We start from the raw sequence: 13,919 nt of genomic DNA on the forward strand, positions 1-13,919 counted from the left end.
CAGCCCCCTTCAGCCGGACCGGAGGCCGTGGCCGTCCGGTTCCCCGACCGCCGTGACCGGGATCGTCAACCGCCCGGCGTGCACGCCGTCCTGGTACTGGGTGGCCACGAACGGGTAGCTGCGCAGGTGCTCCGCCCGGTCGGAGAGGTGGATCGTGACGTCGGCCGTCACCCGGTCGTCGGGTTCCAGTGCGAACCCGTCGATCGTGGCCGTCCCGCCGCCGGCCATCTCCACCGTGGTGCGCTCGGGATCCACGTCGGTCACCGTCAGACCGGTGAGCTCGGCGTCCCGGGTCAGGCGGCTCGGCGTGCGGACGGAGACCCGGCTGTCGTCCGGCAGGGCCGAGGCGTCCAGGCGCCAGGTGCCCCGCGTCGCGTCCGGAGCGCCGCGCAAGGTGATCGTCATATGGGTCCTGCCGCCCGGCATCGCCTGCTGCGGTGCCACGTTGCGCTGTCCCACGTTGTTGTCGAACCGCACGAGCCGACCGTGCGGCACCGGCCCGTTGAGCGTCGCGGTGACGGCGGGGTCGGGGGCGCCGTGCACGACGGCGACCAGGCACTCCTGACCGGCGGTCTGCGGCGTCCACACGAACGGCCCCACCCGGACGGCCCCGCCCGCCGGGATGGACTGGCCGACCAGCAGTGTGCCCAGGGAGCGGAAGTGCGTCGGCCAGATCATCCCCGTGCCCGGGTCGCACCGGAACGCCTCGACCTGGAACGCGCCGGCGGCGGCCGCCTGGCTGCCCCGGTTGTGCACCAGGACGTAGAGGTGGTTCGGCTGTCCGTTGACGGGCGGTTCATGGCCCAGCTCCGGGTCGTCGCCGCCGGCGGGGTCGTGGTGGCGGACCCAGATGTCGGGGGACGACCAGGACGGCTCGCCGCTCGGGAGCGCGCCGAGGTCGGTGTCGCTGTCCCCGATCCAGACGTCCACGGGCCGTGGCGGCCACAGCCCCTGGTCGACGAAGGCCTGGTCCATGACCTTGCCGTAGAGGCCACCGGTGAGGGCGGCGTCCGCCATGATGCAGCCCTCCGCCATGCTGACCGCGTGGGCGGCTTCCTGGGAGTCGTCGTCGGGCACGATGAGCAGCATCTCCAGGGCGGTCCTGATGATCGCGTCGGCGGCAGCGTCGCGGACGGCGGGGTCCGGCGAGTCGCCGCCCATGCCGAGGTAGCACCGCCACAGCGCCGAGCCGAGCATCGAGTTGCGCAGATTGAAGCCGTAACCGTCGAACCCGAGGTCGTCGAACCGCTCGGTGCGGTCGAGCCGGCGCTCCGTGCTCCACTGGTCGGTCGGGTTGTTGTCGAAGGGGAACGTCTCGGTGCGCCGGTGCCCGAGCGGGTCGAACCGGTCGCGGTAGATGACCGGGACGGCGTCGCACAGGCTGTGTTCGTAGGAGACGGAGCCGCCGTGCTGGGCGCCGAGGAACTCGAACACCCCGTGCATGTACTCGTGGGCGATCACCCCGAGGTCGCCCGCGTCGGGGGCGCCGCCCTCGCCGAAGCGGATCCGGGGCGGGGTCAGGGTGCCGTGCCACGAGCTCTGGTCCTGCCCGTTCCAGGCCTGGGCGTCGACCTCCACCTTGACCATGTGGGCGTTGAGCGTCGCGTTGCCCAGGCCGCGCAGGTACCGGGCGAAGGAGTCGAGCCAGTAGTAGGCGTTCGCGCTGAGGAAGGCCCGGTCGGCGGGGAAGGGCGGGTAGCGGAAGCTCGGCACGGGCTCCTCGGGCTGCGGGAACGGCGGGGGGTCCCAGTCGCGGCACGCGAACCAGTCCCCGTCGAGGTGGAATCTCCCCCCGTCGGCGGGTGCGATCTCGGCCTGGACGTCGTGGCAGAGGGCGTCGAGGGCGGCCACGCCGGACCCGCCGTGCAGGCTGCCGTCGCCGGACTCGGTCACCGGGTCGGGCACGAAGACCCGCAGCTGTGCCGTCACGTACTTGCTCGCGAGGGTGAGGAACAGCAGCGTGCCGGAGACCGCGTCCACCACGACCCGGAAGTGCTCGAAGGGTCCGATGGTCTCGACGAGCAGGTCGTGGACGAGGTGGAGCTCGCCGTCCGGCGCGCGCCCCTGGCCGAGCAACGCGACAGAGGCGGTGGGGTAGTCGGCCTCCGGCAGCGGTGGCCTGGTCGCGTCCCGCAGGTAGCCGAGCTCGTCCCTGATGACGACGGCGGCCTCGAAGCCGTCCCGGAACGGCGCGAGTGCGGCCGGGGTGACGTCGTCCAGGGGGCGTGCGGCGGCGGGGTCGGGAGCCTGGGAGACGTCGAGTTCCGCCCGGTGGTCGACCTGGACGACACCGGACTGCTGCACGTCGGCGACGGCCTGGACCGTGGCGCCCAGGACCGGGAGGTCGCGGTGGTACTGCTGGTACCGCACGCGCAGGGTGGCGGCCCCCTCGGCGGTGTCGGTCTCGCGCAGGTCGAGAGGGCCGGTGCCGAGGTCGCTGGACCGGGCCGTCAGGAAGCGGGCGATGGCCTCGCGTGCGGTGGGCGCCCGCGCGACGGTGGCGCCGGGATCGGTGAAGGTCCGCAGGACGCCGTCGGCGTCCGTGTGCTCGCCTGCGCCGGGGACCATCCTCAGCGGTTTGTCGGTCTCCGGGCCCGGCATGTTCGTCTGCCTGGTTCCGTGCTGCGGGTTCATGATGCCTCCTCCAGCAGATGCGGAGGGAAGGAGAAGCGCTCGGTGCGAGCGGTCGAACACCCCTTGGGTGTCCGTCGTGTGGCGGCAGCGGGCGAGCCGGCACCGCCAAGCCGCCGGGAGAACCCCGGAATTGACGCTTTCGCAGAAAAATTCTATCGCCGGGTGCCGGGACCTGCGAATGCTGCGACGGCCCTCGGAAAGCCGGGAAAGCCGGACACGCCCGGGAAATCGACCTGGTTGAATACGCCGCTGTTGCCCGCTCAACCATCGGACGCGGTGTCAGACGGCGGCCCCGTCGTCCCCCGGATGCGGAGCGTCGGCGCGGCCAGGTGGAGCCGGCCCTCTCCCCCGGGCCGGGCCAGCCGGTCGAGGAGGAAGCGGGCCGCCCGGCGGCCGACGTCGTGGCCGGCGTTGTCGACGGTGGTGAGCCACAGGTGGCGCAGCCGGGACAGGCTCGTGTCGTCGTAGCCGGCGAGGGAGAGGTCGCGCGGGACGCGCATCCCGAGTTCCTCCGCGGCGGAGAGGGCGCCCACGCAGGTGATGTCGTTGACGGCGAAGACGGCGGTGGGCCGGTCGGGGCGGCTCAGCAGGCGGACCGTCGCGCGGTAGCCGCCCTCCTCGGTCATGTCGCCGGCCTCGACGACGGCCCCGTCCGCCAGGCCGTGCGCGCGCATGGTCGCCTCGAAGCTGCGGCGGCGCAGTTCGCCCACGGCCCCGAAGCCGGCCAGATGGGCGATGCGGCGGTGGCCGAGGCCGATGAGGTGCTCGGTGACCAGCCGGGCCCCCCGTTCGTCGTCGCCGGCGACCTGGTCGACGCCGGGCGGCACCGGTTCGCGGGCCCCGGCCAGGACGACCGGCATCCGCTCGGCGACGGCGCCGAGGCCCGCCGGGTCGGGCAGGGTGCCGACCACGACCAGGCCGTCGACGCGCAGGTCCAGCAGCGGGTCGGCCGCGTCCTGGCCGGTGCGGCGGTTCAGGCGGGCGTCGGCCAGCAGCATGTGCAGTCCGTGGGCGTGCAGCAGGGAGTTCAGGCCGTCGAGGAGGTCCACGAACCAGGGGTTGCGCAGGTCGTTCAGGAGGACGCCGACGGTGCGCGTGCGCTGCTCGCTGAGGCTGCGCGCGGCGGCGTTGGGCCGGTAGCCCAGCTCCCGGACGGCCCGCAGCACGGCGTCCCGTTTCTCGGGGCGGACCTGGTCGGAGCCGCGCAGCACGAGGGAGACCAGCGACTTGGAGACGCCGGCCCGTTCGGCGACGTCGCGGATGGTCGGGGGTCTCATGACCTGGACCGTTCCATGCGGGGTGTGGGCTTGTCAAAGGGTTGACAGCGTCGGGAAACCCCGCTCAGGGTGGCCTGGACAGGTTCTGGAACGGTCCAAAGAGGGGCTCTCATGGTGGACACGCTCGGCGTCGCCGTCGTCGGATTCGGCTGGATGGGGCGGGTGCACACCCAGGCGTACGCGCGGGTGCGGCACCACTTTCCGCGGCTGCCCCTCGTCCCGGAGCTGGTGACGGTCGCCGAGGAGGTGCCGGGCCGGGCGGAGGAGGCCGCCGCGCAGTTCGGGTTCGCCTCCACGACCCGCGACTGGCGCGAGGTGGCCGCCGATCCCCGGGTGAAGGCGGTCAGCATCACCGCGCCGAACTTCCTGCACCGCGAGATCGGCGTCGCCATGGCCGAGGCGGGCAAGCACATCTGGATCGAGAAGCCGGTCGGCCTGACCGCCGACGACGCCCGCGCGGTGGCGGACGCGGTGGCCCGGGCGGGCGTGCAGGGCGCGGTCGGCTTCAACTACCGCAACGCGCCCGCCGTCGAGGCGGCCCGCGAGCTGATCGCCGCCGGCGAGCTCGGCACCGTCACGCATGTGCGCGTCCGGCTGTTCAGCGACTACGCCGCCCATCCCGAGGGCGCTCTGACCTGGCGTTACGAGCGGAAGCGCGGCGGCAGCGGCGTGCTGGGCGACCTGGCCTCGCACGGCGTCGACCTGGCCAGGTTCCTGCTCGGCGACATCGCGTCCCTCACCGCCGACACGGCGGTCTTCCTGCCCGAGCGGGCGCGTCCCACCGGCGCGACGGCAGGCCACAGCCGCGCCTCGGGAGGTGAGCTCGGCCCGGTCGAGAACGAGGACTACGTCAGCTGCCTGCTGCGCTTCGCCTCCGGGGCGCGCGGGGTGCTGGAGGCCTGCCGGGTCTCGGTCGGGGAGCAGAACAACTACGGCTTCGAGGTGCACGGCACCAAGGGCGCGGTCTTCTGGGACTTCCGGCGCATGAACGAGCTGGGGATCAGCCGCGGCACGACGTACCAGGACCAGTCGGTCAGCACGGTGTACGTCGGCCCGGGGCACGGCGAGTTCGCCGCGTTCCAGCCGGGCGCGGCCAACGCCATGGGGTACGACGACCTGAAGGTCATCGAGGCGTACCGCTTCCTGCGCTCGGTCGCCGAGGGCACGCCGCACGGGGCGACGCTCGCGGACGCCGTGCACAGCGCGGCCGCGCTGGACGCGATGGCGCGGTCGGCGCTCAGCGGCACCTGGGCGGAGCCGGACGGGCCGCGGTGACGCGGGCCGTCAGCCCCCGGCCTGGAGCCGCCGGCCCAGGTGGACCTTCACGGGGACGAGGACGAGCCACAGCCACATGATCCGGGGGCCGGTCGCGAACACCAGCGGGACGGTGACCACGAAGACCACCACGACGGCGGCGCTGTCGAGGAGGTAGAGCCGGCTCGCCGCCTCGCTCGGCCCCTCCCGGCGCAGCCAGGGGCGCCCGGCCAGGACGGCGGCCACCGCCAGGTGGCAGGCGCCGAGCGCGGCGACCGCCCCCGCGTAGACGGCGACGGACACGGCCTGGTCCCCGTACTCGGCGAGCAGCCGCGTCGGGAACGGGACCAGGGCCGCGACGCCGAGACCGGCGACGGAGATGCCGATCACCTGGCCGTCGACCTCCCGGACGTCCTTGAAGATCCTGCGGTGGTCCCGCCAGAAGCTCCCGAGCACCGCGACGCTCAGCGCGTAGGCCCCGAGGTCCGGGAGCAGTTCGCGCAGGGCCGCGCGGTAGGCGGCGGGGTCGAGGTCCCGGGCCACGGACAGATCGAGGACGAGCAGCGTGATGGCGATGGCGAACACGCCGTCGACCAGGGTCACCAGCCGTTCGGGGCCGCCGTCCGGGCGCGAGGTCCACATGGGCTTGACCGTAGGGGCCGGCACGCGCCGTCCCCCGGACCCACGCCCGGCCCCGCACCCGGATCACACGGCCGCCTGCGGGGGCATGTTGTACGGCGTCACCACCTGGATCGCCGACGGCAGGGTCGGCCCCGCCGGGGGCAGGGCGCCGTGGGCGCGCATCACCGTGTGGCAGGCCTCGCGCACGTCCTGGCGCAGGTCGTGGTGGAGCACGGCCGACAGCCGGTGGGCGCGCAGCAGGCTGGTGTTGTCGTGGTCCAGGTCGTGCGCGACGAACACGGCGCAGTCGCGGCCCAGGTCGTCGAAGGCCCGCAGCGTGGCGATGTTGCCGCCGCCGATGGAGTAGACGGCGCGGATGTCCGGGTCGCGTTCCAGGGCGGCCCGCACCAGGTCGTACTGGGTGGCGTCCAGGCCCTGCCCCTCGGCGATCTCGACCAGGGTGCGCTCCGGGTGCCGGGCGCGCATGGCGCTGCGGAAGCCCATCTCGCGCTCCTCCTCGTTGCGGAAGAAGCCGCTGCTGAGACTGGTGAGGATGTTGCCCGGCCGCTGCCCCAGCCACTGGCCCATGAGGTACGCGGCCGTCGCCCCCGCCGCCCGGTCGTCGATGCCCACGTAGGCGAGGCGGGCGCTGGACGGCAGGTCGGTCACCAGGGTCACCACCGGGATGCCGGCGACCGCCAGCCGGCCGACCGCGGCGGTGACCTCGGGGACGTCCGGCGCCTTGAGGATCACGCCCTGCGAGCCGCGCCGGGCGATGCGGTCCAGGGTCCGCACCAGCTCACCGACCGGGCCGGTCTCGCGGAAGTGGAAACGGGAGCGCAGCACGGCCGGGTGCAGTGCCGGCAGCTCGGCCTCCAGGGCGGCCCGGATGGCGGTGGTGAAGCGCTCGGGCGCCTGCATCACCAGGTCCACCATGAACGTCCGGCCGACGAGCCGGACCTGCGTGCGCTGCCGGTCCAGGTCGGCGATGGCCTGGTGCACCTCCCGTGCGGTGCTCTCCCGCACGCCTCCCCTGCCGTTCAGGACCCGGTCGACGGTGGCCTCGCTCAGACCCGCCTGACGTGCGATCTCCCGGATCGGGAAGGGGTGGCCCATGCGCCGGCTCCTTGAGGGGTTTTTGATGGCTCGCTGCTGGTTGTTCGAGGTGTTTGTACTGACAAGAATGACAGGGCTGCGTCGCTCCATGACTCCCGAAGGGACGACGATGTCCTTCACTTCCGTACACCGCCGCGCCTGGCTGTCCGAGCAGGACTGCGACCTCGACGCGTTCCGCGCGCTGGTCGAACAGGCCACCGACCCCGCCGACTATCCGCATGCCTCCGCCGTCGAGCGGAACGTGCCGGTCTACGACTGCGCCCTGCTCGAAGGCGACCGCGTGGTCCAGGCCGAGCTGGTGCGGGCCCTCGCCGACGGCCCGGGCATCGTCGTCTTCCGCGGTGCCTTCCCCGACCCGGAGGTCGTGGACCGGGCCACCGCGATGTTCGAGGGGCTCATCGCCGAACAGCGCGCCTCGGGCACCACGGCCGGCGACCACTTCGCCAAGCCGGGCGCCAACGACCGGGTGTGGAACGCCCTGGAGAAGGCGGCCCTCTACGACGCCGAGGCGTTCGCCGACTACTACGCCAACGACGTCCTCGCCCTGGTCTCCACGGCCTGGCTGGGCCCGGGCTACCAGGTCACCTCCCAGCTCAACGTGGTCAACCCGGGCGGCGCTGCACAGACCGTGCACCGCGACTACCACCTGGGCTTCCTGCCGAACGACGTCGCCGCCGCCTATCCCGCCCACGTGCACCGCCTCTCCCCGGTGCTCACCCTCCAGGGCGCGGTCGCGCACTGCGACATGCCCGTGGAGTCGGGGCCGACGATGTACCTGCCGCACTCGCAGAAGTACGAGCCGGGCTACCTCGCCTGGCGGCTCCCTCAGTTCCGGGCGTACTTCGAGGAGCGGTACGTGCAGCTGCCGCTGGCCAAGGGCGACGCGGTGTTCTTCAACCCGGCGCTGTTCCACGCGGCCGGCACCAACCGCTCGGCGGACATCCGCCGCATGGCCAACCTGCTGCAGGTGTCGTCGGCCTTCGGGCGCGCGATGGAGACGGTGGACCGGCAGGCCGTGGCGAACGCCGTGTATCCCGTCCTGCTGAAGCGCAAGGCCGAGGGCGCGGACCAGGCGTGGCTCGACCACGTGATCGCGGCGAGCGCGGAGGGCTACCCCTTCCCGACCAACCTGGACAGCGACCCGCCGGTCGACGGCCTGGCCCCGCCCTCCCAGGCGGATCTGCTGCGGCGGGCGCTGCGCGAGGAGTGGACGCCGCAGACGTTGCGGGACCGGCTGCGGGCCGCCGCCGAACGACGAGAGAGCTGAGGAACTCCATGGGACTTCTCGACGACAAGGTCGTCCTGGTCAACGGCGGCAGCCAGGGGGTGGGCGCGGCGATCGCGCGGGCCGCGGCCCGTGAGGGAGCGGTCGTGGCCGTCACCGGGCGGCGTCCGGAGCCGGGCGAGGCGCTGGTGGCGGAGGTGACGGCCGCCGGGGCCAAGGCGATGTTCGTCCGCGCCGACCTCGCCGACGCCGGGCAGGCGAAGGCGGCCGTGGCTCAGGTGGTCGACGCGTACGGCCGGGTCGACTGCCTGGTGAACTCGGCCGGGCTGACGTCCCGGGGCACGCTGCTCGACACCACGCCGGAGCTGTTCGACCAGCACATCGCGATCAATCTCAAGGCGCCGTTCTTCGCGATGCAGGCGGCGGTCGCGGACATGGTGGCACGCGAGGCACCCGGCACGATCGTCAACATCATCACGTCGTCGGCGCACGGCGGGCAGCCCTTCCTGGCGCCGTACGTCGCCGCCAAGGCCGGGCTGATCGGCCTGACGCGCAACGCCGCGCACGCCCACCGCTGGGACCGGGTGCGCATCAACGGCCTCAACATCGGCTGGACGGCGACCGAGGGCGAGGACGCCACGCAGAAGACCTTCCACGGGGCCGGGGACGACTGGCGCGAGGAAGCCGCCGCGAAACTGCCCATGGGCAAGCTGGGCCAGCCGGACGAGATCGCCGACTTCGTGGTCTTCCTGCTGTCGGACCGCTCCGGTGTGGTCACCGGGTCGGTGATCGACTGGGACCAGAACGTGCTCGGCGGACTCGACTGAGACCTCCCTCGACCCACCCTCCCCTTCTCTCCAGGAGCAACACCCCATGCGTATCGGAATCCTCGGCCTCGGCCGCATCGGCGCCTTCCACGCCGAGACCCTCTCCGGCCTCGACGCGGTCGACTCCCTCGTCGTCACCGACCCGTTCGCCGAAGCCGCCAAGGCCGCCGCCGAACGGTTCGGTGCCGAGGTCGTGGACTCGCCGGAGGCGCTGCTGGCCGCCGGCGTCGACGGGATCGTCGTCGCCGCCGCCACGGACGCCCACCCCGCGCTGATCCTGGCCGGCGTCGAGGCCGGGATCCCGGTCTTCTGCGAGAAGCCCGTCGCCCGGACCATGGCCGAGGGCGTCGAGGTGCTCAGGGCCGTCCAGGGCACGGACGTGCCGATCCAGATCGGCTACAACCGCCGCTTCGACACCGGTTTCGTCAACGCCCGTGCCGCCGTGCGCAGCGGCGAGCTCGGCACGCTGCACACGGTCCGCTCGACCACGCTGGACCCGGCGCCGCCGCCCGCCGCGTACATCGCCGCCTCCGGTGGCATCTTCCGCGACTGCTCGGTGCACGACTTCGACATCATCCGCTGGGTGACCGGGCGCGAGGTGACCGAGGTCTACGCCGTGGGCGGCAACCGCGGCGCCGACTACATCAAGGAGGCCGGCGACGCCGACACCACCGGCGCGATCCTCACCCTGGACGACGGCACCCTCGCGGTGGTCTCCAACTCCCGCCACAACGCCCGGGGGTACGACGTCCGCATGGAGATCCACGGCTTCCGGGACTCCATCGCCGTCGGCCTGGAGGACAAGCTGCCGCTGCGCTCGGTCGAGCCGGGCGTGACCTTCCCGGCGGGCACCCCGCACGACTTCTTCATGGACCGCTTCACCGCGGCCTACCGCGCCGAACTCACCGCGTTCACCGAGGTCGTGGCCGGCACCCGCCCCTCCCCCTGCACGATCGAGGACGCGCTGGAGGCGGGCTGGATCGCCGACGCGTGCACCCTGTCGCTGTACGAGCACCGCCCCGTGACCATCGCCGAGGTGCGGCAGGCATGAGCGGCCGGGGCCGGGAGCCGCTGCGCATCGGAGTGCTGGGAGCCGCGCGGATCACCGAGCGTTCCCTGATCGCCCCGGCCCGGGCGACCGGCCACCGCCTGGTGGCGGTGGCCGCCCGCGACCGCGGCAGGGCCGAGGCGTTCGCCGCCGCGCACGGCGTGGAGCGGGTCGTGTCCTCCTACGCCGAGCTGGTCGCCGATCCGGAGATCGACGTCGTCTACAACCCGCTCGCCAACGGCCTGCACGGCCCGTGGAACCTCGCCGCCCTCGCGGCGGGCAAGCACGTGCTGTCGGAGAAGCCGTCGGCGAGCAACGCCGAGGAGGCGGCGGAGGTGCGGGCGGCCGCCGGACGGGCCGGGACGGTCTTCATGGAGGCCTTCCACTACCTCTTCCACCCCGTCACCCGCCGGCTGCACGAGCTGCTGGCCTCGGGCGAGCTCGGCGAACTGCGGCACGCCGAGGCCATGGTCGCGATCGCCGCGCCGCCGCGGAGCGACCCGCGCTGGTCGCTGCCGCTGGCCGGGGGCGCCCTGATGGACCTCGGCTGCTACAGCCTGCACGCCCTGCGCATGCTCGCCCCCTGGGCGGGCGGCGCGCCCCGCCTGACGTCGTCCCGGGCCGGGGAACGCGCGGACGCCCCCGGTGTCGACGAGTGGCTGGACGCCGGCCTGGAGTTCCCCGGCGGCGCGACCGGCTCCGCCCGCTGCCACATGGCGTACGAGGGGCTGGACATGAGCATCCGGATCGTCGGCTCCCGGGGCGAGGCGACGGCAGCCAATTTCGTCCTGCCGCAGCTGGACGACCGTGTCGTGGTCCGCACGGCCGAGGGCGAGCGCACCGAGCACCTGGGCACCCGCTCGTCGTACACGTACCAGCTGGAGGCGTTCGCCGCCCGGGTGCGCGACGGGGCGTCCCTGCCGCTGGACGCGGACGACGCGGTGACGACGATGGAGCTGATCGACGCCTGCTACCGGCGGGCCGGGTTCGAGCCCCGGCCGCGTACACGGGTCTGAGGCGCACCCGCGTGTAAAGGGGCCCGGGGGTCGTCCCCGGGCCCCTCTCACGCGTACAGGGCGGGTTTCGCGGCCAGTTCGACCTCGATGCGGCCGCCGTCCTCCAGGGCCCGCACCCCGGCCTCGCACACCGCCGCCGCGGCGTAGCCGTCCCAGGCGCTCGGGCCGGTGACCACGCCGCGGCGGGTGGCGTCGACCCAGGCCTGGACCTCGCGGTCGTAGGCCGTCTCGAAGCGCTCCGTCCAGTCCTGGGCGATGGTGCCGCCCCAGCGGCCGGCCATGTGGGTGACCAGGGCGTGGCCGTCGCCGATGCGGGCGGTGCCGCGTTCGCAGACCAGCTCGGCCTGGACCTGGTAGCCGAAGCCGCAGTTGACGAAGATCTCGACGTCGCTGAGGGCGCCGCCGTCGGTCTCGAAGACGACGAACTGCGGGTCCTGCAGCCCGTCCGGGGCGCTGGCGGAGGGGGTCGGGCGCAGCACCGTGACCGCCGTGATCTCGTGGCCCAGCAGCCAGCGCGTCGCGTCGGCCTCGTGGGCAACGGAGTCGGTGACGAGCATGGAGCTGGTGAAGAAGGGCGGGCTGGCGACGTTGCGGTGCCGGTTGTGCAGCATCAGCGGGCGGCCCAGCTGACCGGTCGTCAGCAGGGCTTTCAGCCTGGCGTACTCGGGGTCGTAGCGGCGCATGAAGCCGACCTGGACGCGGCGGTGGCCGAGGCGCAGTTCGGCTTCGAGGACCCGCAGGGCGGAGGCCGCGTCGGGGGTGAGCGGCTTCTCGCACAGCACGGGCAGATCGCGCTCGAAGGCGGCGAGCAGGGTGGCCTCGTGGGCCGGGCCCGGGGAGGCGATCAGGACGGCGTCGACGCCGTCGGCCGCCAGCGCGGCGGCCGGGTCGGTGTGGGCGGTGCAGCCGTCGACGCGGGCGGCGACGGCCTTCGCGCGCTCCGCGTCGACGTCCGCGACGGCCACCACCCGGGCTCCGCTGGTGACTTCATGGATGCGGCGCACATGGTCGGCGCCCATCCGTCCGGTACCGATGACCGCGACTCCCAGGGGGGCGCGCTCCGTCATGGCCGTCCTTTCGGGTCGTCAGGCGCCGCAGGACCTCAGGAACTTGCGGGTGCGGACCGCGATCGGCAGCGGCTTGTCCGGCTCGCAGGGGTACATGTCCTGCTCGACGATGGCGAACAGGTCCACGCCGAGCTTCTGGGCGGCCGCCAGGACCGGGCCCAGCTCGGGGACGCCGGCGGGCGGTTCGCACATCACACCGCGCGCGACGGCCGGGCCGAACGGGACCTCGTTCTTGACGACGTCGGCGAGGATCTCCGGGTCGACCTGCTTGAGGTGCAGATAGCCGATGCGCTCGCCGTAGGTCTCGATGAGCTTGACGCTGTCGCCGCCGCAGTAGGCGTAGTGCCCGGTGTCCAGGCAGAGGTTGACATGCTTGGAGTCGGTCGAGTCGAGGAACCGCTCGACGTGCTCGTCGGTGTCGATGTGGGTGTCGGCGTGCGGGTGGACGACGATGTCCAGGCCGTAGGTGTCCTTCACCTCGCGCCCGAGGCGCTCCATGCCCGTGGTGAGGTTGCGCCACTGCTCGGTGGTGAGCTCCGGCGCCTCCAGGATCTCCGCGGTCTTGTCGTCCCGCCAGAAGGACGGGATGACCACCAGGTGCCTGGCGTCCATGGCCTGCGTGAGGGCGGCGACCCGGCTGACCTGCTCCCAGGTGGAGTCCCACTCGGAGGGGCCGCGGTGCAGTCCGCAGAAGATCGTGCCGGCGGAGACCTTCAGGTTCCGCCGGGTCACCTCGTCGGTGAGCCGGGCCGGGTCGGTGGGCAGGTAGCCGTAGGGGCCGAGTTCTATCCAGGAGTAGCCGGCCTCGGCGACCTCGTCGAGGAAGCGTTCCCAGGGCACCTGCTGCGGGTCGTCGGGGAACCAGACGCCCCAGGAGTCGGGGGCGGAGCCGACCCGGATGCGGTCGAGCGCGAGGGCCATGTCAGGACTTTCCTTCCGAGGACGTGGCTACGGGAGCGGTGAGGTCCCCCTCCTCGGGGAGCTCTTCGACGTCGACGCCGCGGACCTGCGCCAACTCGTGCTTGAGGGAGGCCAGTTCGGCGCCGCCGGCCATGTGGTTGGTCAGCTCTTCGAGGGAGACGTCACTGCGCGAGGCGGACAGCTCCATGGTGCCGAGGCGCAGCACGCTGAAGTGGTCGCCGACCATGTAGGCGTGGTGCGGGTTGTGGGTGATGAAGATGACGCCGAGGCCCTTCTCGCGGGCGGCGGCGATGTACTTCAGCACCACACCGGACTGCTTGACGCCGAGGGCGGCGGTCGGCTCGTCCAGGATGAGGACGCGGGCGCCGAAGTAGACGGCGCGGGCGATGGCGACGCACTGTCGCTGGCCGCCGGAGAGCGTGCCGATGGGCTGCTCCAGGTCGTCCAGGACGATGCCCATGTTGCGCAGTTCCTCGTCGGCGGTCCGCTTCATCCTCTCGATGTCGAGACGGCGCACGGGCCAGGGGCCCTTGGTCATCTCGGAGCCGAGGAAGAAGTTGCGCCACACCGGCATCAGCGGGACGACCGCGAGGTCCTGGTAGACGGTGGCGATGCCCTTGTCGAGGGCCTCGCGCGGGGTGGAGAAGCGCACCGGCTCGCCGTCGACGAGGAACTCGCCCTCGGTGTGCTGGTGCAGCCCGGAGACGATCTTGATGAGGGTGGACTTGCCGGCGCCGTTGTCGCCCAGGACGCAGGTGACCTTGCCGGGGTGGACCTCCAGGTCGACGCCGTGCAGGGCGCGGATGTTGCCGTAGGACTTGCCGGCGCCGCGCAGTTCGACGAGGGGGCGCTCCCCCGCGGGCGGGGTGTCCTTCAGGACGGCACCGTGGGTGCCGGTTTCGTTGCTGGTCAT

At 73.0% G+C, this 13,919-nt stretch carries 12 protein-coding genes; 5 read left to right on the top strand and 7 right to left on the bottom strand.

Annotation, left to right across the window (positions count from 1 at the left end):
- Positions 1 to 9 precede the first annotated feature (9 nt).
- Together CHR28_RS20770 and CHR28_RS20775 are read right to left on the bottom strand one after the other, a co-directional pair.
- On the bottom strand, positions 10 to 2,634 hold the full coding sequence (locus CHR28_RS20770) for a hypothetical protein (protein ID WP_179272503.1): 2,625 nt from the start codon (positions 2,632 to 2,634) through the stop codon (positions 10 to 12).
- A 260-nt stretch (positions 2,635 to 2,894) separates the two neighbouring features.
- Entirely contained in the window at positions 2,895 to 3,911 is a 1,017-nt protein-coding gene (locus CHR28_RS20775) for a LacI family DNA-binding transcriptional regulator (RefSeq protein ID WP_094055168.1), read from the bottom strand.
- Between the two features lie 111 nt (positions 3,912 to 4,022).
- Here CHR28_RS20775 and CHR28_RS20780 point away from each other — a divergent pair, with 111 nt between their 5' ends.
- Positions 4,023 to 5,186: a Gfo/Idh/MocA family protein gene (locus tag CHR28_RS20780; protein WP_094055169.1), complete on the top strand. Its 1,164-nt coding sequence runs from the start codon at positions 4,023 to 4,025 to the stop codon at positions 5,184 to 5,186.
- Between the two features lie 9 nt (positions 5,187 to 5,195).
- Here CHR28_RS20780 and CHR28_RS20785 read toward each other — a convergent pair whose 3' ends face one another.
- Positions 5,196 to 5,807: a TMEM175 family protein gene (locus CHR28_RS20785; RefSeq protein ID WP_094055170.1), complete on the bottom strand. Its 612-nt coding sequence runs from the start codon at positions 5,805 to 5,807 to the stop codon at positions 5,196 to 5,198.
- 63 nt (positions 5,808 to 5,870) lie between these two features.
- Positions 5,871 to 6,902 (bottom strand): LacI family DNA-binding transcriptional regulator, encoded by a 1,032-nt coding sequence (locus CHR28_RS20790; RefSeq protein ID WP_094055171.1) that lies wholly within the window; start codon positions 6,900 to 6,902, stop codon positions 5,871 to 5,873.
- A gap of 109 nt (positions 6,903 to 7,011) precedes the next feature.
- Between CHR28_RS20790 and CHR28_RS20795 the strand changes: the two genes are divergently transcribed.
- From CHR28_RS20795 to CHR28_RS20810, 4 genes are read left to right on the top strand one after another with little or no spacing between them, the layout of a single operon-like run.
- Positions 7,012 to 8,169: a phytanoyl-CoA dioxygenase family protein gene (locus tag CHR28_RS20795; RefSeq protein WP_094055172.1), complete on the top strand. Its 1,158-nt coding sequence runs from the start codon at positions 7,012 to 7,014 to the stop codon at positions 8,167 to 8,169.
- Between the two features lie 8 nt (positions 8,170 to 8,177).
- On the top strand, positions 8,178 to 8,954 hold the full coding sequence (locus CHR28_RS20800) for an SDR family oxidoreductase (RefSeq protein WP_094055173.1): 777 nt from the start codon (positions 8,178 to 8,180) through the stop codon (positions 8,952 to 8,954).
- Between the two features lie 46 nt (positions 8,955 to 9,000).
- Positions 9,001 to 10,005: a Gfo/Idh/MocA family protein gene (locus tag CHR28_RS20805; protein ID WP_094055174.1), complete on the top strand. Its 1,005-nt coding sequence runs from the start codon at positions 9,001 to 9,003 to the stop codon at positions 10,003 to 10,005.
- Positions 10,002 to 11,018: a Gfo/Idh/MocA family protein gene (locus CHR28_RS20810; RefSeq protein ID WP_094055175.1), complete on the top strand. Its 1,017-nt coding sequence runs from the start codon at positions 10,002 to 10,004 to the stop codon at positions 11,016 to 11,018. Before CHR28_RS20805 ends, CHR28_RS20810 begins: the two co-directional genes overlap by 4 nt.
- A 47-nt stretch (positions 11,019 to 11,065) precedes the next feature.
- On the opposite strand, the gene CHR28_RS20815 is transcribed toward CHR28_RS20810, so the two are convergent.
- Genes CHR28_RS20815 through CHR28_RS20825 form a run of 3 tightly spaced genes read right to left on the bottom strand, consistent with a single transcriptional unit; the run spans position 11,066 to position 13,919 of the window.
- On the bottom strand, positions 11,066 to 12,085 hold the full coding sequence (locus tag CHR28_RS20815) for a Gfo/Idh/MocA family protein (RefSeq protein ID WP_094055176.1): 1,020 nt from the start codon (positions 12,083 to 12,085) through the stop codon (positions 11,066 to 11,068).
- Between the two features lie 18 nt (positions 12,086 to 12,103).
- Positions 12,104 to 13,006 carry a sugar phosphate isomerase/epimerase family protein gene (locus CHR28_RS20820; protein ID WP_094055177.1) on the bottom strand — a complete coding sequence of 301 codons (903 nt, stop codon included), beginning with the start codon at positions 13,004 to 13,006 and terminating at the stop codon, positions 12,104 to 12,106.
- Between the two features lies 1 nt (position 13,007).
- A complete protein-coding gene (locus CHR28_RS20825) occupies positions 13,008 to 13,919 on the bottom strand; it encodes an ATP-binding cassette domain-containing protein (RefSeq protein WP_094055178.1) in 912 nt (303 codons plus the stop codon).

The sequence above is a fragment of the Streptomyces sp. XY006 genome, from assembly GCF_002237655.1.
GTDB lineage: Bacteria > Actinomycetota > Actinomycetes > Streptomycetales > Streptomycetaceae > Streptomyces > Streptomyces levis.

Coding starts and splice junctions, on each gene's coding strand:
- CHR28_RS20770 (WP_179272503.1), bottom strand. CDS start 2,634: ATGAACCCGCAGCACGGAACCAGGCAGACGAACATGCCGGGCCCGGAG.
- CHR28_RS20775 (WP_094055168.1), bottom strand. CDS start 3,911: ATGAGACCCCCGACCATCCGCGACGTCGCCGAACGGGCCGGCGTCTCC.
- CHR28_RS20780 (WP_094055169.1), top strand. CDS start 4,023: ATGGTGGACACGCTCGGCGTCGCCGTCGTCGGATTCGGCTGGATGGGG.
- CHR28_RS20785 (WP_094055170.1), bottom strand. CDS start 5,807: ATGTGGACCTCGCGCCCGGACGGCGGCCCCGAACGGCTGGTGACCCTG.
- CHR28_RS20790 (WP_094055171.1), bottom strand. CDS start 6,902: ATGGGCCACCCCTTCCCGATCCGGGAGATCGCACGTCAGGCGGGTCTG.
- CHR28_RS20795 (WP_094055172.1), top strand. CDS start 7,012: ATGTCCTTCACTTCCGTACACCGCCGCGCCTGGCTGTCCGAGCAGGAC.
- CHR28_RS20800 (WP_094055173.1), top strand. CDS start 8,178: ATGGGACTTCTCGACGACAAGGTCGTCCTGGTCAACGGCGGCAGCCAG.
- CHR28_RS20805 (WP_094055174.1), top strand. CDS start 9,001: ATGCGTATCGGAATCCTCGGCCTCGGCCGCATCGGCGCCTTCCACGCC.
- CHR28_RS20810 (WP_094055175.1), top strand. CDS start 10,002: ATGAGCGGCCGGGGCCGGGAGCCGCTGCGCATCGGAGTGCTGGGAGCC.
- CHR28_RS20815 (WP_094055176.1), bottom strand. CDS start 12,085: ATGACGGAGCGCGCCCCCCTGGGAGTCGCGGTCATCGGTACCGGACGG.
- CHR28_RS20820 (WP_094055177.1), bottom strand. CDS start 13,006: ATGGCCCTCGCGCTCGACCGCATCCGGGTCGGCTCCGCCCCCGACTCC.
- CHR28_RS20825 (WP_094055178.1), bottom strand. CDS start 13,919: ATGACCAGCAACGAAACCGGCACCCACGGTGCCGTCCTGAAGGACACC.